Here is a 21,615-nt window from a genome sequence, read left to right as displayed (position 1 = left end):
TTCAACAGTTAAGGCCTGACTTACATAACTTGCATTCACCCACCAGGTGCCCAGTACAGTCGACGGTGCCGATCCGGAAGTGCGCAGCCGATGGCACAGCCGCCATTCAGGGTTCGGTAGAAACTTTGCCTGTAATACACCCGGAGGTCTCCCGCGCTATGCCGTCTGCTGTCCATCGTCGTAACTATCGCGGAAGACATCGAGCCGCAAAGTCGACCACGTATGGCACACCCCGACTATTCGCCACCCTGCTCGCTGGCAGCCTGCTCGCTCCCGGCGCGCTCAGTGTGGCGACAAGCGCCACCGCCGCAGCTCAGGCGCCAAGTTTCAGCTATCGGGCGCAGATTCAGGGCTACGACTCCGACGGCAGAGCGATCATTCATTACAACAATAGGGTCAACGACCCCGACATAGAGAAAGCCGTCAAGCACCTGAATTCGACCCCGGGCCTCGAATTGGTGTTGAAACCAGGCACGGGCAGGGGTGCCATCAATATCAGTCACGGCCCGCTAGGGGGAGGTGTAGTCGGGTTGGGCGGATGGGATAATGGCCCGTTTGTCAAACTCGACCCTAATAATCGCAACATGGAACGTGACGATAGAACCGAGGTCGCCGCGCACGAACTCCTGCACTCTATCGGTCTCGATCACAATGACAGCGGTTGCAGCATTATGGCCAGCGTGGTCAACAGGTGCAACAGCGGCCCGACCCCGTTGAGTCAAAATGAGATCAGCCAGCTCAATAGCATGTACCAACGAGGAAAGCCGAATAATCCGTCCGATCAGACCACGCCAACAAATTCAGACGACCAGACCGAACCAACAGATGACACCACACAGGCGGGTGATCCGGGTGATTGGCAGAGCCAGCCGGAGCAGGACTCCTGGGGTGATTGGCAGAGTGAGCCGGACCAAGATGCCTGGGGTGATTGGCAGGGCCAGCCGGACCAAGACGCCTGGGGTGATTGGCAGAGCCAGCCGGACCAAGACGCCTGGGGTGATTGGCAGAGCCAACCAGAGCAAGACGCCTGGGACAGTTGGCAGAGCCAACCAGAGCAAGACGCCTGGGGTGATTGGCAGAGCCAACCAGAGCAAGACGCCTGGGACAGTTGGCAGAGCCAGCCAGAGCAAGACGCCTGGGACAGTTGGCAGCGCCAACCAGAGCAAGACTTCTGGGGTGATTGGCAGAGCCAGCCAGAACAGGACACCTTGAACAGTTGGCAGCGCCAACCAAAGCGAGACGCCTGGGGTGATTGGCGAGGCCAGCCAGAACAAGACACCTGGGATGGTTGGTTCAAAGCCAGCTGAACCGGATGTGTCTATTCCCTCGTAGTTCGGGGTCGGATCGCGACGGCGTCGAACCCGGGAGCGGTTCCCCGCGAGGAGTAGGGCGAGTCGGCGATCTCCTCCGGGGGACCGGTGGCGATGGTGAAGGCAGACACGGTGTTGCCGAAGAAGTTGCCGGTGTATAGGCGCTCTCCGTCTGCTGCCGCGACCACCCCGGGCCCCAGGCCGGGACCGATCCGTGGACCGAGCGGGTCCAGAGCGCCGTCGTCGCTGATGGCGAAGGTCCACACCCCGGCCTCGGTAGGGTTGGGCTCGGGCTGACTGGCCACGCTCGTCACGTAGAGACGCGTGCCGTCGGGCGTGACCGTCACACCTTCCGGTGTGCGTGGCGCGGGGAACGGCTGCCCGGGAACAGGATTCAAAGCACCATTCCGGCCGACGTGGAACGCGTACACATCGTTGGTGCCGGAACAAGCGATGTAGAGGAAACGGCCGTCCGGCGTGCGGGCCATCCCGGTGCCTCCGCCGCCGATAGCGACCGATGGCCGCGGGCGGTCGAGCGTGCCGCCGGGCAGGATGGGGAAGAGCACGAGTGCGTCCGGTCCGGCACTGTTCGGCAAGCCATGGCTGACGAACAGGAACTGGCCGTCTCGACTGACCAACACGTTTCGGGGATTGGGCTGCTCTGTGGCGGTAGTTCCAGCCAGCACCGGCACACCGCTTTCGCGCACGCGAAAGGTTGCGACAGTGCCGCTGCCGATGTTCGCTGTGTACAGCGAGCGGCCGTCGGGCGCGACGGCCAGACCGAACGGTGACCGCCCGCCGGTGCGCACCGGCGAGAACCCGGTGAGACCACCGGCACGGTCCACCGCGTAAGAATAGACGGCGTTCTCCTCGATGGCTGCGAGATATGCGAAGCGCCCGTTCGGGCTGAACTCGAGGCTGCGGGCACCCATGCCGGTGGGCACCGGATCGCCGAACGGTGTCAACCCGCCGTCGGCGCGGACCGTGAAGATCGCGATGTTGTGCGGGCCGACCTCGCCGTCGAAGTCCCTGCCGCTGTTGGCGACATAGACCTTGTCCGCCTCGGTTGCCCCGGCGGCGGAGGCGGGCGCGGGGCTCGACATCAGCGCCGCCGCGAGTACGGAGTTCGCTTGCCGGAATCGCGTAAACCCAACGGTGGAAGTGCTTTCCGGCGGACCGCAATCATCTACCCATACTACCGGCGTGTAGCCATGGGAGCGTGGTTGTTCCGCCGACACCGGCCCATCGATGCCGCCATGGCTCCGGCCGATCAGGCGAGGCAGAACGTGGCGGTGACAGTCGCGTACAGGGGTATCGCGTCCGAGGAATGGGCAGAGGCGATGACCATGGACATGGCTCGCCCTGCGGGGGACCGGTACGCGAAAGCCAGGTAACCGAGCAGTTCGCCGCCGTGGCCCCAGACCGGCCCACCGCACGGTGGGTCGAAACGCTGGATGCCGAGGCCGTAGTGGAATCCCATGCCCATCGGCACCGTGCGCATCATCTCCGCGAGCGACTGTCCGCTTGTCAGCTTGCCCGAGAGCAGGGCTTCGAGGAACGTGTCGAGATCTGCCGTCGTGGACAGCATTTCGCCTGCGGCCCAGTCCAGAGAGGGATTCATCTCGGTGACATCGGCGGTCGTTCCGCCGTCGAGCGTGCGATGGGCGCGGATCGCCGGAGCCGGTATGGCTGGGTCGTTACCCGGAATTATGGTGTGGGACAGTCTCAATGGTTCCAGGATGCGGCGGGCGATCTCGTCCCCGTAGCTGCTTCCCGTGACGTGCTCGATCAGCGTGCCCAGCACGATGTAGTTGGTGTTGGAGTAGCGGAACCGGGTCCCGGGTGCGAAATAGGGGGCGTGGCGAAAGGCCGCCTCCAGCAACTGTTGTGGCTGATATCCGATGAAACGCTCGCTGCCGCGCCAACGGTTGGTCGACATGCCAGGGTCTTTCATGTAGTCGTACAGGCCGCTGGTGTGGTTCAGCAACTGCCGCACGGTGATTCGCTCCCCGTCGGGCACCATCCCCGGCAATTGCTCGGCAATCGGCCTGTCGAGCGCGATCCGCCCCTCGTCCACCAGTTGCAACACCACTGTGGCGACGAAGGTTTTGGTGATACTGCCGATTCGGAATCGGCTGGCGGCACCGAGTGGTCCGTTGTGTGTGACACCGGCGCCGCTCGTCACCCACACCTGCGACTGTCCCGAGTCCGAAACCCGCAGAATTACATCGGTATTCGTCCATCCGGCGGTGCGGCGCACGGTGAAGGCGAGGACCTGCTCCCGTTGTGTGACGAGGACCAGCACGAATAGCAGTGCCACCGCGATTATGACCGCGCACGTCACCATCGTGATTCGAAACAGCTTCTTCCGCATGATCATCGACGCTAAGCCCGAGCTGACGCGAGGACGATACGGTAGTCCCCGCACCTTTGGTGTGGAAAACCCTACCCCGCGGGTGCGGTTGTACCGCCGGTGTCGGGTGGTCGGCACCAGTGTCCGGACCGCGCCGCGTTCCTAGCGTCGACGCCATGGATATGACAACGGATTCGACCGGCAGCGAACTCTCGGGCATCGCGGGCTGGGCAGTGCACGTGATGGAGACCATGGGCAGTCCCGGCGCAGGCATTGCGATCGCCCTGGAAAACCTCTTCCCGCCGTTGCCGAGCGAGGTGATCCTGCCGTTGGCCGGATTCACCGCCAGCCGTGGCGAATTCGGCCTGGCCGAGGCGCTGCTCTGGACGACGGCGGGGTCGATTGTCGGCGCCCTCGTGCTCTACGGGCTCGGCGCGCTGCTCGGACGCGACCGGACGCGGCGCATCGTGGCACGGATGCCCTTGATGCGTGTCTCGGATGTCGACAAGGCCGAGGCGTGGTTCGACCGGCACGGCACCAAGGCGGTCTTCTTCGGGCGGATGATCCCGCTGTTCCGCAGCCTGATCTCGATCCCCGCCGGAATCGAACGGATGAACCTTGTCCGCTTCACCGCCCTGACCGCCGCGGGCAGCCTGATCTGGAACTCGATATTCGTGCTCGCGGGTTACTTCCTCGGCGAAAACTGGGACGCGGTGCAGCTCTACGCCGACGTGCTGCAGAAGTTCGTCATCCTCGCCGTTCTGGTCGCCCTCACGATCTTCGTGGTGCGCCGGGTGCGCGGCGCGCGGCGTGGGCGGCACGCGAGAATCGGAGGATGACGACGACATTGCCCACCGAGGCCAAGGTCCGGGGAGCACGTCGCGCGGGGCGTATCGCCGTGGGCTTGGGACTCGGCGTGCTGATGGTTCCGGTGGACCTTGCCGGAATGGCCGGAGGACTGTTCGCGCCGCGGGCGGCGCAGTCGGTCGTCGCGTTGGAGCAGTGCAGGTTGGCGAACCTGTCCAGCGCCCCGCTTCGCGGCCACCCGACGGGTCACCGTGCGGCGGGGTATCTTGCGGTGCGCGCACTGGTCGGCGCGCTGACCGCGATCATCCTCATGCTGATCGTCGCGGGCCTGGTGGTCGCGGTGAGCGTGCTGATCGGCGCCGTGACGGGCGGCGCGGTCCCGGTCATGGATGCCCCTGAGCCGGGCCGCGTGACGTGGATGACCGCCGCCGTGTTGGTGCTGCCCGGTCTGGTACTGATGTACCTGGCCGCGCAAGGACTCATCGGCATCGTCGGCATGGAGGTGCGCTTGTGGAATCTGTTCTCCCGCCCGGGGTCCGGTGAACTGGAGCAACGTGTCGTCCAGCTCACCTCGGCACGGGCCGAGGTGATCGAGGCGATCGACGAGGAGCGGCGCCGCATCGAACGCGACATCCACGACGGGGTCCAGCAACGCGTCGTCGCCCTGTCGATTCTGCTCGGCCGGGCCGAACGCGAATCCGAGCCACGGCAGCAGGCCGATATGCATCGCCGGGCGCTCGTGGAAACGCGCAACATCCTCGACGATCTCCGCGCGGTCTCCTGGCGCGTCTACCCGGCCATGCTGGACCGCGACGGACTGCGCAGTGCGCTGGACGCCTTGGCCGACCGCACGCCCGTGCCGACACACATCGACTATCGGCTCACGCGGCGGCCACCGCGGCCGGTGGAGTCGGCGTGCTATTTCACTGCGAGCGAGGCGATCACGAACGTCATCAAGCACGCCGCGGCGCAGCGCGTCGACATCACCGTCACGCAAGGAGCTGGTTCGCTCACCATGCTCGTCCGCGACGATGGCCGCGGTGGGGCCGACCCGAGCGGTCACGGCCTCACCGGCATCGCCGCGCGGATCACCGCGCTCGACGGGAATATGGCGATAGACAGTCCGGCGGGCGGCCCGACGACCATTCGGGTGGAGGTGCCGTGCGGATAACGCTGGCCGACGACTCCGCGCTGCTGCGGGAGAGCATCGCCCAATTACTCACCGCGGAGGGCCATGAAATCATCGACTCCGTCGGCACCGCCACCGAACTGCTTGCCGCCGTGCGGGTTCGGCAGCCGGATTTGGTGATCGCCGACGTCCGCATGCCACCCGATCACATCGATGAGGGCATCCGCGCCGCCATGGAGATCCGTAGCCGCTGGCCGGGCGTAGCCGTTCTCGTCCTCTCGCAATATATCGAAAGACGTTACGCGACAGAGTTTCTGACCGGCACCGGCGGCATCGGTTATCTGCTCAAGGACCGGGTCTCGGCCATCGACGCGTTCCTCGACGCCATCGAGCGGGTCGGTAACGGCGGCACCGCGTTCGACCCGGAAGTGGTGCGCCAGCTACTGCTGCACAGTCGCGCCGAATCACCGCTGAATCGCCTCACCGAGCGTGAGCGCACGGTGCTCACGCTGATGGCCGAGGGACACAGCAATTCCGCGATCTGCGACGAGCTGTACATCACCCGCAGCGCGGTGGAAAAGCACATCAACGCCATTTTCACCAAGCTCGACCTGCCACCGGGCGCCGCGCACAATCGTCGCGTCCTCGCGATCCTGGAGTACCTTCGCGCCGACGCGTCCGACACCTGAGGCCACCACCGGATCGACCGGTCAGGTGAAGTCGGCGATGTGCCGAGTGGCCCACTCCCGGAACGAATTCGGTCGGCGGCCGGTGACTTCGCTGACTGTCGGGTGTACGGCGGAGGTGAACGACTCCAGTGCCGTGGCGCGCAGCGCCATGATCGCGTCGGTCATGACCTCGGTCTGTCCGTGGTCCAGGATCGCCTGACGGGCGACGGCGGGCTCCACTTCGACAAACCGTAGCGGTCTGCCCAGAAGGTCCCCGAGAATGCCGGTCATCTCGCGGGGCGTCAATGCCTCCGGTCCGCTGAGCCGGTAGGTGCGCCCGTCGTGACCGTCGGTGGTGAGCACGGTGGCGGCCACGGACGCGATGTCGTCTTCGTCGATGACCGCGATCCGGCCGTGGCCGTAGGGGGCGAACACGCTGTCCTGGCTGCGAATCGAGCCGGCCCAGTGCAGCGCGTTGGCCATGAAGCCGAGTGGACCGAGGATGGTCCACCCGATGCCGCTGTCGCGCAGCGCTTGTTCACCGAGGCGGTGCCAGCTCGGAATGGGGTCGGTGGCAGTGTCGTCGCCGGTGCGGCCGGAGGACAGTTTGACCACGTGCGCGACTCCGGCACGCGCGGCCTCGCGAATCAGGTTCGCGTCGTGGGTGGGGATGTCGGGACCGGTGGAGAGCAGGAAGACCCGGTCGACGCCGCGCAGCGCCGCGGCGATGTCGGCGGGCTTGCTTAAATCGCCAGCGACCACATCGACGACATCGGGAAGTTTCGCGGCGGCCGGTCGCCGCGTCAACGCGCGCACCGGCACCTGCGCGGCGACGAGCTGGTGGACAAGTGAGCGGCCGACAGTGCCGGTAGCGCCAGTTACGAGAATCATGACCATCCTTTGTCGGTTCGTGGGCGTCGCGGCCAGTCCCGCGACTCGACCAGCATCGATCCGACCGAGCTACCACTCCACGTGCGAGCCCAAGTTTGTCGATATTTTCCACCCGGCCTGGAATATTGAGGGAAATGACCACCATCGATGAGCTGGACCGAGGCATCGTCCATGCCCTGCACATCGACGGCCGCGCACCGTTCAATCGCATCGGCGAGGTGCTGGGCGTATCGACACAGACCGTGGCTCGCCGCTATCGGCGGTTGCGCGCCGAGGCAGGCCTGCGGGTGGTCGGCCTGAGCCACCTGGAGCGCGACGACCACACGCGCTGGCTGGTACGCCTGGGCGCCACCACCGCGGCGGCTCGCACGCTCGCGCATTCGCTGGCCCGCAGGCCGGACACCTCATGGATCAAACTGCTGTCCGGCGGCACGGAAATCCTGCTCATCGTGCGCATTCCACGCCAAGCGGACGCGGCGCACTCGTTGCTGCTGAAAGACATACCCCGCACCGCGGGCATCGCGACGGTATCGGCCCATTACGTGCTGCACACCTACCTGGGCGGCCCGACCCCGTGGCGCGGACAGATCGCGGCACTGAACGAGCAACAGCAGGGTCAGCTAGAGCCGCGCTACGGCAAGCCGATGTCCGGACGGGCTGTGTCCAGCGCCGACGATGTCCTGCTGACCTCACTACAGGCCGATGGACGGGCGGGGTTGGCCGAGTTGGCCGCCGCCACCGGGTGGTCACCGGCGACCGTCGCGCGACGGCTGGCCGATTTACGGGGACGCGACGAGATCTTCTTCGATGTCCAAGCCGATGACACCCTTTTCGGCGCCAATGTCCAAGCGCTGCTGTGGATGTCGGTCGCACCCGGCCAACTCGACCAGGTCGGCATGGAATTGGCCCAGCATCCCGAACTCGCCTTCGTACACGCAACCACCGGCCCGAGCAACTTGGTGGCGCAAGCGATGTGCCCCGACCCGGGCGCCTTGCACCACTATCTGACCCGTCGCCTCGGCAATATCGGTGCCATCCGAACGCTGGAGACCACACCCGTTTTGGCCACGGTCAAGGCCGCGGGCCGCGTCACCGCCGAACTTCCCAAGGCTGCCCGCGGCACTCGTCGTCCATAGATACGCGGGGCACCAACGCCTGGCGGTTTCCCAGCTGGCTTGTGATTTCCCGACCGCACGCCGACCATCTTGCTAAATACTTGCCATGGATCACTGATAGCCCAGCAAATACCGGATAACCTGCATTTTTATCAGATAGCCACATGGTCACCAAAGTGAGAGGATGGAGGGCGGTCGCGGTAAAACCCACTCAGCAGGAAGACGCGAAGGAGACGTTATGCGCATCCTCGTTACCGGTGCTTCAGGCTATGTGGGTTCGCGATTGATACCAGCCTTGCTCACAGAGGGCCATACGGTCTTCGCGGCCATGCGGGATCCCGAGTCTTGCCGCCGGTTCGGTTGGGGAGCTGAGGTCGCCGCACGTGAATTCGACGTCGAAAACCCGGCCACCATCGATACCGCCACGCGCGGTATCGATACGATCATCTATCTCGTCCATTCCATGGCGGGCGGCGACTTCATCCGAAAGGACGCCGAAGCGGCCGAAGCCGTCGCCGCCGCGGCTACGGCCAATGGCGTGCGGCGCATCGTCTATCTGTCCGGGCTCATCCCGGTCGGTGAGGAATTGTCCGACCATCTGCGGTCACGGCAGATGGTGGAAGAGACCTTTCTGAACTCGCCGGTTCCCACGACCGTGCTGCGGGCCGCGATCATCATCGGTGCGGGCTCGACATCGTTCGAGATCGTGCGCAAAATGACCGAGCGAGTCCCGGTCACGCCCATTCCGACTTGGATGGACCGGCGGGTGCAGCCGATCGCCGTCGAAGATGTGGTGCATCTGTTGTGCGCGAGCGTGACCGGTGAACCGCGCAACCAGGCCTACGATATCGGCGGTGGCGAAATCCTCACCTACCCCGAACTTCTGCAAAGGTACGCCCGCGTCGCGGGCCTGCGACGCACTCAGATCCGTCTCCCCTTGGTGCCCACCTGGTTGGTGGGGCGGCTCGTCGCGGGCATAACCGGTGTGCCGTCGAGCACCGTGACAGCTTTGGCGGAGAGTTTGGCCCACGATCTGATCACCCGGGACGACGACGCGAAACGCGACCTTGCCGACAGTCGAGAATTTCTGAGCATCGACGAGGCTTTCCGGCGATCGTTGACCACTCGGTGCGAGGGTACGGCCGCACACGGAGACGTTCAGGCACCTTCATCGACCGACCCCGAGTGGGCGGGCGGCGACGTCGCGATCGAAAACGGGCGCCGAACCTACCTACCCCGACCATTGCTCACCCGTCTTCGCATGGGACTGCGAGGCGGTGACTCCGATGATCCGACGGTCCTTATGGAACCGGAAAAGCCCAAGGCAATGCGAACAGCAGGCACCCGGACCAGATCACATGAGTAAGAGCCGGAGCCATCACGCCTCCGTAGGCGCGGCGCAACAACCCTGTGACGAAACCCAGCAAGAGGGCGGCGAAGGCGAGCGCGAAATTGCCCGCCGCAAGAACGGTGGCGGTGTAGACGAGTGTCGAGACGAGCACCGGGCGGTATTCCCGAACCGCGTCGTAGAGAGCACCGCGAAAGAACAACTCCTCGGCTATTCCGTTGACGGCGGTCACCGCGACGAGGGCGATGGCCGGTCCGGGCCTCGCGTGCAGCAGTGCCTGATCGACCTGGTCGGTGACCCACGGTAATGCGCGGACCACCACACCGCCGACAACGAATATCGCCGCCAAGGCCAGCCCCACCACAACCGGCACGAGGATGGGACGGCGAAAGCGCTCGTCCGATCGGAGCGGCCCCATGCTCACCGGCCCCGACACGACAGCGCCCACCGTCCAGACCACCGCAAGACCGAGTGTCGCCGGATAGAACAGCGGACTCTCGGCGTCCAGCCGCACCGACATCCCCAGGACCGTCGCCCCGATCAGTACGGTCAGCGCGGTCACCACACGTCTGCGGCGCAGCCCCACCGCGGCCTGTCCGCGGTCCCGCGACGCCGCATCGGCGAGCCGAGCGCGCCCGGTCTGGGAGATTCGCCGCCATGCCTGCACCGGAACACCATTCCACGATGGAAACCCGAGCACCGAGCTGACCCGCCCCGGATGCTGGTCACCGACCGTCAACTATTACCCGAAAGTCCTTCCGAATCTCCGTTCCCATTCGGGGCGAAGCGCATTCGGGCAGTAGCGTCGATGTCGACCCGCAGGCTGTTCAACAGAATGGCTACGCCGGAGTAGAGCGCGACCAGAATCATCAGCTCGACCGTCCCTCGATCGTCGAGATGGTGGTGTGCGCCGTCGAAAACATCGTCCGGAACGTCGCCCTGTCCGATCAACGCGGCGTCGACCAGTGCGAGGACGGCACGGTCGGCATCGGTGAAGACCCGGTCGGTCAGTTCGTTCGCGCCGAGTGCGTCCAGCTGCGCTTGGGTCACACCGACCGCTCGCGCCGAAACCTCGTGTTGGACCGCTTCGTACGCGCAGTGGCGTCGGTGCGCGACGAGCAGGATCACCAACTCCCGCAGCCGCGGGTCGAGTGTGGATTCGGCCAGGATCGAACGAGTTGTTTCGTGCAAGGGTCCGATCACGGTGCAGGCATGCGCGAGCATCCGATCGATGTTCAAGTCCCCGAACAGTTCCACCTGCGCCCGGACCTCGGGCGGCAGGGCATCGAGATTGCCGTACGGCAAACGGGCCATCAACGCCTCCTCGAAATAATCGGCCACGATCACGCACCAGCGGACCGTTGTATTCGACGATGTTCGGATATGAGTCCGTGGTTTCAGCGAATTTACCGCTACCCTGACCGGTTGCGGGTCTCGCCGCCCCGGCGGCGCTGCCCGATCACTCCGAATGGCCGAGTCCCAGCCGGATGGCGCGTTCGACCGGGGAGTAGGCGCCGTCGGCGCGGTCGACCTTCATGGGCGCGGCAGGTTCCAGGGTGGGCTGAGCCATGAAGCGTGGCGTATCGCCCCGGTGCGCCTGTGCCGCGTGGATCAAGAACGGATGACACAGGTAGACATCGCCTGCGCGACCGGTGGCGTGGGCGAGCGGCAGGTCGGCGGTGGCTTCTAGGACCCCCGTCTCATCGATCCGGGTGGCGTCGATGCCCTCGTCGCCGTAGCGCAGCAGGCGACCCGGCACGGCCAGGTGGGAACCGACCCGAATCCGGGTCGGCGCGTCGACCTCGGTGACGTCGGTGAACAGAAACCACATCAGCAAGGCGCGGCCGCGGGAGCGGTAGTTGGTATAGGAGTGGCCGTGCCAACCTGCGGGTAGATAGCTGCCCTCGAAGTGCCAGTAATCGTCGTGCGGCGGATCGGCATGGGGGAAACGGACCGGGATGGTGCCGAGCCCGGACCTGCGCACCCATCGCCCGGGACCAACCAGCTGGTCGAAAGCTCGCTCCAGAACGGGCATTTGGACGGCCGTGCGGAACGGTTCGGCGTCGTATCCGGGCAATCGCACCAACGGCTTGGTCCACGTGGCCGGATCATGGGGGTCGCACCCCGTATCCGGCCACATGATCTCCAGGCACTGCCGAGCGGTAGCGCGAGCGAACGCTGCGTCGATACGGACGAATCCGTCCTCGATGAACGTGGTGATCTGTGCGTCATCGAGCGTCACTACTCAACGATACGATCGAATTCCGCCCCGGACCCGAATTCGCCCACCCAGATCCGGTGCTGTCCCTTCTTAACCGGGATCCATGTGGTGCGCACCGTTCCGGACGCGTCCGCCGTCGCGACAGCCGGCTGAAATGTGGTGTGGGACAAGTCCGCGTGACGGTGGCCCCCGCCTGGGGCACAGTGAGCGCGATCGCCGTGGCAAGCGCACCGAGCGCCGCCACAACGGCGGCTGTCCTGTGGATACAGCCCGATCGCGACTCCGGCGTGTCGACCGGCTGTGGGCGGGTATCGACCAGTCGTGACCTTCGACCTGAAACCAACGGCAGCGCAGCACGACCTGGCCGAGCGGGCGCACGAATTCGCGCAGGACTGCATCCGGCCCGTGGCGGCCCACTACGACCGGGCCCAGGAGTTCCCATGGCCGGTGCTCGAAGAGGCCGCCGAGCGGGGGTTCTATAGCCCACTGTTCTACCGCGACCTCATCGGCGACCCGACCGGGCTGTCGCTTCCGATGTTCATGGAGGAGTTGTTCTGGGGCTGTGCCGGCATCGGCTTGGCGATCGTGATGCCTGCCCTCGCCCTATCGGCGATCGGCCAAGCCGCCACCCCAGAGCAGATGTTGCGGTGGGCGCCTGAATGTTTCGGCACGCCTGGCGACCTGAAGCTCGCGGCGCTCGCGATATCTGAACCCGAGGGCGGCAGCGACGTGCGCAATCTGCGCACCCGTGCCGTCCGCGACGGTGACGACTGGATCATCGACGGCCACAAGATGTGGATCGGCAACGGTGGCATCGCCAACGTGCATGTCGTGAACGCGGTGGTGGATGAGCAACTGGGGCACCGCGGCCAGGCGCTGTTCGTCGTGCCCGGCGGCACACCAGGATTGGAGCTGGTGCGAAAGCTCGACAAGCTGGGTTGTCGCGCATCGCATACCGCGGAGTTGAAGTTCAACAGTGTGCGCGTGCCGATGGACAATCTGCTCGGTGGCCCGGAGAAGCTGGCGAACTCGCTGGCCAAGCGGCGTGCGGCAGCCCGCGGTGACGGCCGGTCCGGTTCGGTGACGCTGGGTACTTTCGAACAGACTCGCCCGATGGTTGCCGCGCAGGCGCTCGGAATCGCCAGAGCCGCTGTGGAATACATGACGGCGTACGCGAACCGGCGCGAGGCCTTCGGTGCGCCGATCATCGACAATCAGGGCATAGCCTTCCCCATCGCGGATCTGGCCACCCAGCTCGACGCCGCGCGGCTGCTGACGTGGCGGGCGTCCTGGATGGCGGCCAACGGCGTGCCCTTCGAGCGCGGCGAAGGTTCGATGGCGAAGCTGGCGGCCAGCGAGCTTGCCGTGAAAGCCACCGAACGCGCGATACAAACGATGGGCGGCTGGGGTTACATCAGCGACCATCCGGTGGAGAAGTGGTACCGAGATGCGAAGCTGTACACCATCTTCGAAGGCACCAGTGAGATCCAGCGCATTGTCATCTCGCACGCGCTTGGCGCGGCCGAAGGCAAGCCGCCGCTGCACATCGACCTCGAGCCGTCAGGCGGCCCGTTGAACAAGATGTTCGGCCGCGGCACCGAGGCGCGAGCCACCGCTGCGGCGGCGGCATTGAATATGCGAGATCGCGTGCCGGGCCCGATCTTGAAGGCCGCGTTGAAGATACTTCGTCCGCCGCGCTGAACGTGCACGTCGCCTTCGATCTGCTCCGTCATCGGCTGCCCCCGGTGCTGCGGTGCCGGGTCTGATACGTGAGCCGCCACCCGTCATACACCTCCTTGTGGAGGGCCGCGATGCGGCCGGTTTGTCCGGGATCCACGCCGCATGCTCGGCAGATCCGCTGCAGGTCGTCTCGGCTGATGCTTCGTCCGCGCAGATATTCGTCGAGGGTTTGCAGAGAGATTCCCGTGATAGCCGCGACCGCTGGCAACGGCACCGCCGATCTGTCGTGAATGCGGCGGAGCAGGTCGGCGAACTCGGCCTCGTTCTCGGCGATGAGTTCGTTGTCGGCCAAGGGGTGGTCGAGGCCGCCGAACGGGGGCTGGTTGCGTCCGAGAGCCAGTGGCCTGCCGCCGATCTCACCGAAGATCCGGGGCCGGGAAGCGGCGGGATACAGATCGGGCTCGGCCAGCAGATGGTCGAAGATCGTTGCGATATCGATCAGTTCGGGTCCTTGGCGGATCCCGAACAGCAGGATGTCGTCCAGGACGGACAAGAAACCCAAGTGGCCCCTGGCCCGGATACACACGGCGACCACCGCCCCTGGCACGGCAAACCGATCAGCGGGTATCTCGGAACGGGATGCGATGTCGAGCACGACCAGCTTTCGCGCGGCGCGGGACTCGGTGATCGACTGCTGGATGGTGCGATAGGAGCCCGGCGTGTCCATCAGATGGATCTGGTCGTCATCGGTCAACACGGCCCCGCCCTGGTAGATGAAGATCAGTGCGTCGGTCGCACGCGAGGCAGCCCAGGCCAATTGCTGACTGAACTGGTCGCGCCGTCCGGTGAGCACGTGGCTGATCGGAAGAATGCCTGCCAGCGTCAAATACGAGTGCATTCGGTGCAGCCCGACCTGTCCGATGGCAGAAGTTTTCATCGGAAGGAGTGCGTACGAGCCGGATGGGTCGGGCAGGCCCGCTCGCCGGGACTGCGGTGCGGGTCGGCCCGGCGCGATGGTGGTCGTTGTGGCGTCGTACAGGTCGATGACGGCATGGTCGAGGTTGTCGATCATGGTTTGCCGGGTGCTGGTGATGACGTGCAGGACGCGGTCGATGTTGTCGAGCGAGAGCGGTTCGGCGATGGCCAAGGCGCTGTTGTCGAGCGCGGTGTGCTCAGGCGGACCGTGGGACGCGTAGGTGTGCAGCATGTTTCGCAGTTGGCGTACGCGGACGGTGGCGGCGGCCAAGGTTCGGATCGCGCGTTGGTGCTGGTGTTGACTGTCGGCGAGTTGGTCGACGGCGAGGTCGTGGCGGTTGATGGCCCAGTCGAGCGAGCCGCCGGTCGCGGGGGTACTGCCACGGTGGTTCTTCGGTGGTGCGTGGGTGAGTTGCTGGATTTCCTCGGCGAGCATCAACACGACCGTGGTGAGCAGCACGACGATGTCACCGGCCATGCGGCGCGCCGCGTCGGCTTCGCGGGCGGCGGCCTGGGCTGATTCGAGCTGCTTATGTTTGACGAGCAGCTCGCGCTGGACCTCGATGACCTCGCCGTCGGCGTCTCGGCGGTGTTGCAGCGCGGCCTGGTAGGCGTCGCGGGCCTGACGTGGCTGATTGTCGATCGGGAACGGCGGGGTGGGATTGGTCAGTCCGCGCTGCCAAAGCTGATGAGCGAGTTGGAGATCGCTGCGCAACCGGCTCGGGTCGGTGGTGCACGCGGTGAGGACGTCGGTGATGAACGTCCAGTCCAGGCCGAGGCCTCTGAGCTTGTCGGAGACCGCGGCTCGCCGGCGTCCGGATCGCACGAGATCGGTCTGGCGGACGCGGGCGGTGTCCATGCGCTGGCGCAGGAACTCGGCCAGTTCGTTGTGTTCTTGGCAGCGGGCGCGGACCGGGGCGCGCGGCCTGCCCCGCTTGATCTTCGGATCCTGGTCGTCACGCATGTGGTCATGCCTCGTGTGTGGTGGTCGCCGAAATACCATTCTCGGTGCACGGAGCCCGGGTGCGTAGTGAACATCGGGAGTCTTTACCTTCCCCGAAGAAAGAGGATCAACCGCGGTATGAGCCGCCACCGCGGAGCAGGGCGCCGATCGCGCGGGCTGCCCGGCGTCCGGCATGGCGACAATGTCGCGTCGAGGCGGTGATCGACCGCGTCGTGCGAGTGACCATGGTGGTGTTCCGCGTCGAGTGCGCCAGCCGCGTGATCACCGCGGTTGGCGTCGCGCGCACCAGAATCGCGGTGATCGCGATCGTGCGGGCGAGTTCGGGCTGTCCGGCCGCATCGAGCAGCGTGGCCAGGATGTCGAGTGCGGTGGCGGAAGTCTGCTTCGCGTCGCGCGATGCCGGATCGGGGGCCGGTGGCGTGTGGTTGGACTGCTCGGCCATGGGAGGCTCCGGTTTCTGTGACTGGACAGCCGGGACACCTCCCAGTCTCGAGTCGCGAAACATTGGCCTCCACAATGCGTTTCCGGTTCCGCAGGTCAGAACCGAATCGCCGACCGGACAATGCCGGATTGTCCGGCGGACAATTCGTTGGCCGGACACGGCTCGGCTGACGGCCGGACATGGTGACCGTGGAGAGCAAGCACCGTCGCTCTCCAGCCCGGCACCTGCGGGGAAGGCAGCAGTCAGCCGGTTCGACTCATGGCGTCCGAAGCCGGGGAATGTCGTGGAATCCGGCAGGTGTTTCGACGCAATGCCAGTCCTCGCTACGGTCTTCGTGACGTCCGGTCGGCGGGTCCGGGGGCGTGGCGAACTGGACCTCGGCCTGCCGACCTCCGGTGACCACGATGACTTCCTGTTCGGGTCCACACCATTCGGTCAGCCACAGCTTGCCGAAGATCATTACCGGCGGGTGGCTCAGATCATCGAGGGTGACCAGGACGTCGGTGCCGGTGTACTCGCCCCATACTGCCCACCACATCGACGGGGTTTCCTCAGCGAGCGGCCCCGAGGTGCCGACGGCCATGTCGCTGTGTCCTGACCACGGTCGCCAGGCTAGTTTCTCGGAGGCGACCAGAGTGTCGCCGTGGCCGGGCGGGCGAATGCGGAAATGCTCATCCGCTGGACGCCACTGCACCTGTAATCCGGATACGGGCAGCACTGTTTCCTCGATGTGCACTGGCCTACTCCTCTGAGTCGATGTTCGCCAGACGCGATCGGCCTGCCGCGCAGGGGTATTGGCTATGGACGGCAACATCACTGACCCGTGGACGGCCACGGTCCGAGCAACATCACCGTCTTGTCCAACCAGTACCCCGCGCGTCCCGTTATCAAACCGTGATATCGAGAACGGCCGATCTCGGTGGGCGTTACCTGCTGTAGTTCTTCCCGGGAGGCCTACCGGGGATCGGCTTGCCGATGAGCGCGACCGGGGTGAACAAGCCGAAGTGGCCGATCGCCATGGTGAGCGTCCAGAGCTCCTCGTCGGCATAGTGGGCGGATGCCCTGGCGAACAGCTCGTCGGAGACGCGCTCACCGAACGGGTTCGGGGTGAGCACGGCCTCCACGAGCTCTAGTGCGACCCGTTCTGCGTCGGTGAAGTAAGGGGCGTCGTGCCATGTCGCCACGGCGGTGATTCGCCGCTCTGATTCCGCCGTCTTGCGGAGACTGTCGGTAACCCAGATGCTGTGGTAGGTGCTGCCGACGATCTGCGCGGCGCGGAGCATCATCAGGTTGATGGTGGTCTGCGGAACCGAACTGTCCCGGATGGCCTTGTGCACGGCTCCGGAGAGTGCCGCCAGTTCGGGGAAGAGCTTGGTGAGGTCGGGCAGACGTGACTGGATGTCGTCCTGTTGGGTCGTTGTCTCGGTCGTGGACATGGCGAGGTTTCCTTTCGAAGGGCGTATGAAGTCCGACAACACAACCCCTCGGAACGTGAGGCGACGCGCCACCTCACAATTTCCCGCGCTGTCTTGTCGAATTGGTGATGGCACGAACCAAGGGAGTCACCGACACAATGACCAGGACACCATGACCACCCGATCCGAGCCGGGACACGGCAGGCTCGATCCCGGCCTGAGCGTGATCATGAGCGAGCGGCGGCAGCTGATCAATCTCGCGTACCGGCTCCTCGGCTCGCTGGCCGACGCCGAGGACGTCGTGCAGGAGACCTACGCCCGCTGGTACGCCATGTCCGCGCCGCAGCGGCAAGCCATCGAAACCCCCGGCGCCTGGCTGACCACGGTCGCCAGCCGCATCTGCCTCAACTTGCTTTCCTCGGCGCGGGCCCGCCGGGAAACCTATGTGGGCGAGTGGATCCCCGAGCCGCTACCCGAACCGACGGAATGGACTGGGCACTCGGACGGCATCTCCGCCGATCCGGCCGACCGGGTCACCCTCGACGAGTCGATCAACATGGCCTTCCTCGTCGTGCTCGAAGCGATGACCCCGGCCGAGCGCGTCGCATTCATCCTGCACGACGTCTTCCGCTACCCCTTCGCCGACGTGGCCGAGATCGTCGGCCGCACACCGGCGGCCTGTCGCCAGCTGGCCGCATCGGCCCGCCGCCGTATTCGTGCGACACAGACCCCCGCGACCCCGACGGCCAGGCGGGCCGCCCTCGTCCGGGATTTCAAGCAGGCATGGGAGGCCAAGGACATCGACGCCATCATCGGCTTGCTCGACCCGGCCGCTACCGCGATAGGCGACGGCGGCGGTCTTGCCAGCACCGTGCTGCGCCCCCTCGAAGGTGCCGAGCAGATCGCGCGCTTGGTCATCGAACTCGCCCGCAGGACATCCGACATGACGCTGCTGGAACGTACGGTCAACGGTCAGCCCGGCCTGGTCGCCCAGCAAGACGGCGTCACCGTGACGGTTTACGCATTCGACATCGCAGGCGACCGGATCACACACATTTGGGCAATACGTAATCCCGAAAAGCTCCGGCCGTGGACGGTGGGGTCACAGTACTGAAACCTGCGGCCGGTGTGCCGGAGAATCCACGGCACTGTCGGACAATGGGGGTAGTCGCGTTTTCGCCACGCCCTCGGATCCGATCGGAGCCACCGCTATGCACGATGATCGTCGGTTGGTCGAGGGCCGCCTCGGGCGGGTGCTGACGGAGCGGATCGCTCCGGCGATCTACCCGGAGTCGGTGCCGTTGGCGGTGTCCATCTGGGTCGCGCCCGATGAGCCGGTGCCGGTAGCCGAGGGCTTGGCCGCGCCCCGGACGCCTACCCGGCCCGGCACCCCGTGGGGCGCGCCGTGGGGGACCAGCTGGCTCACGGTCGAGGGAACAGTGCCTGCCGCGTGGGCCGGTAAGACCGTCGAGGCGATCATCGATATCGGTTTCGACCGGAACATGACGGGTTTCCAGTGCGAGGGCTTGGTTTACCGGTCGGACGGATCGCCGGTCAAGGGTCTGCACCCGCGTAATCAGTGGGTGCGGGTGGCGTCTCCGGCGGTCGGTGGCGAGCACGTGGTGTTGCACGTCGAGGCGGCTTCGAACCCGATCATTCCCTTCTTCTCGCCGAATGCTTTGGGCGACAAGCTCACCGCCGGTACCGAGCCGCAATACCGGCTGGGCCGAATGGATCTCGCGATCTTCGACGAAGAGGTGTGGCAGCTGGCGCTGGATCTGGAGGTGCTCGGCGAACTGATGCACGAGATGCCGGAGGATCCCGCCCGTCGCTTCGATATCGTCCGTGCGATCGAGCGCGCGCTCGACGCCATCGACCTACAGGACGTGAACTCGACCGCGGCGGCAGCGCGCGCGTGCCTGGTTGATGTGCTGGCCAAACCGGCGGTACCGTCCGCGCACACGATCTCCGCCGTCGGGCATGCGCACATCGACTCGGCGTGGCTGTGGCCACTGCGCGAGACGGTGCGCAAGGTCGCGCGCACCACCGCCAACATGACCGCGTTGCTGGCCGAGGAACCGGAGTTCATCTTCGCGATGTCCCAAGCGGCGCAATACGACTTCATCAAGCGGCACCGCCCGGAGGTTTACGAAAAAGTCAAGGAGGCAGTGTCGGCGGGACGGTTCGTGCCGACCGGCGGCATGTGGGTCGAAGCCGACACGAATATGCCGGGCTCGGAAGCGATGGCGCGGCAGTTCGTGCACGGCAAGCGGTTCTTTCTCGACGAGTTCGGTGTCGAGGACCGGGAGGTTTGGCTGCCCGACACGTTCGGATTCGCGGCCGGGCTGCCCCAGATCATCAAGGCCGCGGGAGCCGAATCGCTGCTGACACAAAAGATCTCCTGGAGCCAGATCAATCAGTTTCCGCACCACACCTTTCTGTGGGAGGGCATCGACGGTACCCGGATCTTCACCCACTTTCCGCCGGTCGACACCTACAACTGCACCATGCACGGCCGCGAGATCGCCCACGCCGCACGGAATTTCAAGGACAAGGGGCGCGCGTCGAGGTCGTTGGCGCCGACCGGCTGGGGCGACGGTGGTGGCGGGACGACGCGGGAGATGATCGCGAAGGCGGCCAGGATGAGGAACCTCGAGGGCTCGCCGAAGGTGGTGTGGGACAAGCCCGCCGACTTCTTCACCAAAGCCGCGGCCGAGTATCAGAACCCGCCGGTATGGGTGGGGGAGCTGTATCTGGAGTTGCACCGCGCCACGCTGACCAGTCAGGCGAAGACCAAGCAGGGCAACCGGCGCAGCGAGCACCTGCTGCGGGAAGCCGAGCTGTGGGCCGCGACTGCGGCGGTGCGGAAGAACATCGAGTACCCGTACGCGGCACTGGACCGGATCTGGAAGACGGTGCTGCTGCACCAGTTTCACGACATCCTGCCGGGCTCGTCGATCGCGTGGGTGCACCGAGAGGCAGAGCAGATGTACGCGGTGGTGGCCAAGGAGCTGACGACGCTCGTCGAGCGGGCTCAATGGTCGCTCGGCGGTGAGCGGGTGGGACCGAACGTATTCAACCCGACGCCGCACACTTGGCGGTCGGTGCCGGCCGGTGCGGCCGCGCCGGCGGAGCCGGAGCGGCCGGGCTCGGTGACCGAGCGCGCAGGTGGCGGGTTCGTCCTCGACAACGGTCTTCTGCGGGTCGAAGTGGATGCGCGCGGCTTGGTCGTGTCGGTGTTCGACCTGGAGCATCAGCGCGAAGCACTGCCGCCGGGTTCGGTCGCGAACCTGCTACAGCTGCATCCGGACTTCCCGAACTCGTGGGACGCCTGGGATGTGGATCTGTTCTACCGAAACCGGGTCACCGACCTCACCGAAGCGGACTACGTTGTGGCAGACGCGGATTCGGGCGGCGTGCGGGTCGGCCGCTCGTTCGGGCCCTCCAGGGTTGAGCAGACCTTGGCGTTGCGGGCGGGCGTCCTCGATATCGACACCAGCGTTGACTGGTACGAGACCGAGAAGTTCCTCAAACTAGCCTTCCCCCTGGACATTCACGCCGACCGCTACGCCTCCGAGACCCAATTCGGACACCTGTTCCGGCCCACCCACACCAACACCAGCTGGGAGTACGCGAAGTTCGAAGCCTGCAACCACCGGTTCGTCCACTTCGCCGAACCGGGCTGGGGTGTGGCGCTGGTCAACGATTCCACCTACGGCCACGACGTCACCCGCACGGTTCGCGCCGATGGCGGAACGACGACAACACTGCGGGTTTCGCTGTTGCGAGCGCCGCGATTTCCCGACCCCGAGACCGACCACGGGGTACACCACTTCCGGCACTCGCTGCTACCGGGCGCCTCGATCGGGGACGCGGTGCGTGCGGGCTACCGCATCAACCTCCCGCCGTTGACGCCAGGTGTCGCCGAAGCCGTCGAGCCGCTGTTCACCATCGACAACGACGCAGTGGTGACCAGCGCGGTCAAACTCGCGGACGACGGCAGCGGCGACGTCGTGTTCCGCGTCTACGAGGCACACGGCGGCCGAGCCTCGGCACTGGTTACCGCCCGATTCGATTTCACCGAATTCCAGGTCTGCGATCTACTGGAACGGCCGATCCAGGAGAACACCGCAGCAACCGGTGAAGGTGCGGGAGTCCGCCTGCACCTGCGGCCTTTCCAACTCGTCACCCTCCGGTTCGCCCGTTCCCCCGAAGCCCTCGGATGAACACCGCCCGGATTTGGCAAACCTCCGGTACGGCACCCAGAGCGTGCGCTGGCCAGGAAGTCTCCGTAGCT

At 65.7% G+C, this 21,615-nt stretch carries 19 protein-coding genes; 9 read left to right on the top strand and 10 right to left on the bottom strand.

Annotation, left to right across the window (positions count from 1 at the left end):
• Window positions 1-158 precede the first annotated feature (158 nt).
• Entirely contained in the window at window positions 159-1,307 is a 1,149-nt protein-coding gene (locus KV110_RS23410) for a matrixin family metalloprotease (protein WP_218469427.1), read from the top strand.
• A gap of 11 nt (window positions 1,308-1,318) precedes the next feature.
• Here the strand turns inward: KV110_RS23410 and KV110_RS23405 are convergent, their stop codons facing one another.
• On the bottom strand, window positions 1,319-2,413 hold the full coding sequence (locus tag KV110_RS23405) for a lactonase family protein (protein WP_218469426.1): 1,095 nt from the start codon (window positions 2,411-2,413) through the stop codon (window positions 1,319-1,321).
• Window positions 2,414-2,580: 167 nt separating this feature from the next.
• Entirely contained in the window at window positions 2,581-3,684 is a 1,104-nt protein-coding gene (locus KV110_RS23400; protein ID WP_246633927.1) for a serine hydrolase domain-containing protein, read from the bottom strand.
• Between the two features lie 161 nt (window positions 3,685-3,845).
• Between KV110_RS23400 and KV110_RS23395 the strand changes: the two genes are divergently transcribed.
• Genes KV110_RS23395 through KV110_RS23385 form a run of 3 tightly spaced genes read left to right on the top strand, consistent with a single transcriptional unit; the run spans window position 3,846 to window position 6,288 of the window.
• Window positions 3,846-4,502, top strand: a complete 657-nt coding sequence (locus KV110_RS23395) for a DedA family protein (RefSeq protein WP_218478795.1) — start codon at window positions 3,846-3,848, stop codon at window positions 4,500-4,502.
• Window positions 4,499-5,641: a sensor histidine kinase gene (locus KV110_RS23390; protein ID WP_218469425.1), complete on the top strand. Its 1,143-nt coding sequence runs from the start codon at window positions 4,499-4,501 to the stop codon at window positions 5,639-5,641. Before KV110_RS23395 ends, KV110_RS23390 begins: the two co-directional genes overlap by 4 nt.
• The gene (locus tag KV110_RS23385) at window positions 5,632-6,288 is read left to right on the top strand and encodes a response regulator transcription factor (RefSeq protein WP_218469424.1); all 657 of its coding nucleotides are present in this window, start codon (window positions 5,632-5,634) and stop codon (window positions 6,286-6,288) included. The genes KV110_RS23390 and KV110_RS23385 overlap by 10 nt, the downstream gene beginning before the upstream one ends.
• A 21-nt stretch (window positions 6,289-6,309) precedes the next feature.
• On the opposite strand, the gene KV110_RS23380 is transcribed toward KV110_RS23385, so the two are convergent.
• Window positions 6,310-7,158 (bottom strand): NAD(P)H-binding protein, encoded by an 849-nt coding sequence (locus KV110_RS23380; RefSeq protein ID WP_218469423.1) that lies wholly within the window; start codon window positions 7,156-7,158, stop codon window positions 6,310-6,312.
• Window positions 7,159-7,292: 134 nt separating this feature from the next.
• On the opposite strand from KV110_RS23380, the gene KV110_RS23375 reads away from it, so the two are divergent.
• Window positions 7,293-8,294 (top strand): Lrp/AsnC family transcriptional regulator, encoded by a 1,002-nt coding sequence (locus KV110_RS23375; protein WP_218469422.1) that lies wholly within the window; start codon window positions 7,293-7,295, stop codon window positions 8,292-8,294.
• A gap of 217 nt (window positions 8,295-8,511) precedes the next feature.
• A complete protein-coding gene (locus tag KV110_RS23370) occupies window positions 8,512-9,639 on the top strand; it encodes an NAD(P)H-binding protein (protein WP_218469421.1) in 1,128 nt (375 codons plus the stop codon).
• On the opposite strand, the gene KV110_RS23365 is transcribed toward KV110_RS23370, so the two are convergent.
• The 3 genes from KV110_RS23365 to KV110_RS23355 all read right to left on the bottom strand — a co-directional run bounded on the left by KV110_RS23365 (window position 9,575) and on the right by KV110_RS23355 (window position 11,863).
• A complete protein-coding gene (locus tag KV110_RS23365) occupies window positions 9,575-10,360 on the bottom strand; it encodes a CPBP family intramembrane glutamic endopeptidase (RefSeq protein ID WP_218469420.1) in 786 nt (261 codons plus the stop codon). The genes KV110_RS23370 and KV110_RS23365 overlap by 65 nt on opposite strands.
• A complete protein-coding gene (locus KV110_RS23360; protein ID WP_218469419.1) occupies window positions 10,357-10,962 on the bottom strand; it encodes a carboxymuconolactone decarboxylase family protein in 606 nt (201 codons plus the stop codon). The genes KV110_RS23365 and KV110_RS23360 overlap by 4 nt, the downstream gene beginning before the upstream one ends.
• 118 nt (window positions 10,963-11,080) lie before the next feature.
• The gene (locus tag KV110_RS23355) at window positions 11,081-11,863 is read right to left on the bottom strand and encodes a phytanoyl-CoA dioxygenase family protein (RefSeq protein ID WP_218469418.1); all 783 of its coding nucleotides are present in this window, start codon (window positions 11,861-11,863) and stop codon (window positions 11,081-11,083) included.
• Between the two features lie 300 nt (window positions 11,864-12,163).
• On the opposite strand from KV110_RS23355, the gene KV110_RS23350 reads away from it, so the two are divergent.
• Window positions 12,164-13,543 carry an acyl-CoA dehydrogenase family protein gene (locus KV110_RS23350; RefSeq protein ID WP_218469417.1) on the top strand — a complete coding sequence of 460 codons (1,380 nt, stop codon included), beginning with the start codon at window positions 12,164-12,166 and terminating at the stop codon, window positions 13,541-13,543.
• A 28-nt stretch (window positions 13,544-13,571) separates the two neighbouring features.
• Here the strand turns inward: KV110_RS23350 and KV110_RS23345 are convergent, their stop codons facing one another.
• From KV110_RS23345 to KV110_RS23330, 4 genes are all read right to left on the bottom strand, one after another.
• A complete protein-coding gene (locus KV110_RS23345) occupies window positions 13,572-15,461 on the bottom strand; it encodes a helix-turn-helix domain-containing protein (RefSeq protein WP_218469416.1) in 1,890 nt (629 codons plus the stop codon).
• A 106-nt stretch (window positions 15,462-15,567) separates the two neighbouring features.
• The gene (locus KV110_RS23340) at window positions 15,568-15,903 is read right to left on the bottom strand and encodes a hypothetical protein (RefSeq protein WP_218469415.1); all 336 of its coding nucleotides are present in this window, start codon (window positions 15,901-15,903) and stop codon (window positions 15,568-15,570) included.
• Window positions 15,904-16,159: 256 nt separating this feature from the next.
• On the bottom strand, window positions 16,160-16,639 hold the full coding sequence (locus KV110_RS23335) for a hypothetical protein (protein ID WP_218469414.1): 480 nt from the start codon (window positions 16,637-16,639) through the stop codon (window positions 16,160-16,162).
• A gap of 190 nt (window positions 16,640-16,829) precedes the next feature.
• Window positions 16,830-17,339 (bottom strand): carboxymuconolactone decarboxylase family protein, encoded by a 510-nt coding sequence (locus tag KV110_RS23330; protein WP_218469413.1) that lies wholly within the window; start codon window positions 17,337-17,339, stop codon window positions 16,830-16,832.
• A 151-nt stretch (window positions 17,340-17,490) separates the two neighbouring features.
• Between KV110_RS23330 and sigJ the strand changes: the two genes are divergently transcribed.
• Window positions 17,491-18,432 carry an RNA polymerase sigma factor SigJ gene (gene sigJ / locus KV110_RS23325; RefSeq protein WP_218469412.1) on the top strand — a complete coding sequence of 314 codons (942 nt, stop codon included), beginning with the start codon at window positions 17,491-17,493 and terminating at the stop codon, window positions 18,430-18,432.
• A 97-nt stretch (window positions 18,433-18,529) separates the two neighbouring features.
• Window positions 18,530-21,544 (top strand): alpha-mannosidase, encoded by a 3,015-nt coding sequence (locus tag KV110_RS23320; RefSeq protein ID WP_218469411.1) that lies wholly within the window; start codon window positions 18,530-18,532, stop codon window positions 21,542-21,544.
• Window positions 21,545-21,615: the final 71 nt, after the last annotated feature.

This window comes from Nocardia iowensis (assembly GCF_019222765.1).
In the GTDB taxonomy this organism is placed as follows: domain Bacteria; phylum Actinomycetota; class Actinomycetes; order Mycobacteriales; family Mycobacteriaceae; genus Nocardia; species Nocardia iowensis.
Note: the sequence above shows the minus strand (reverse complement) of the source record. Positions and strands in the feature narration are given on the sequence as shown.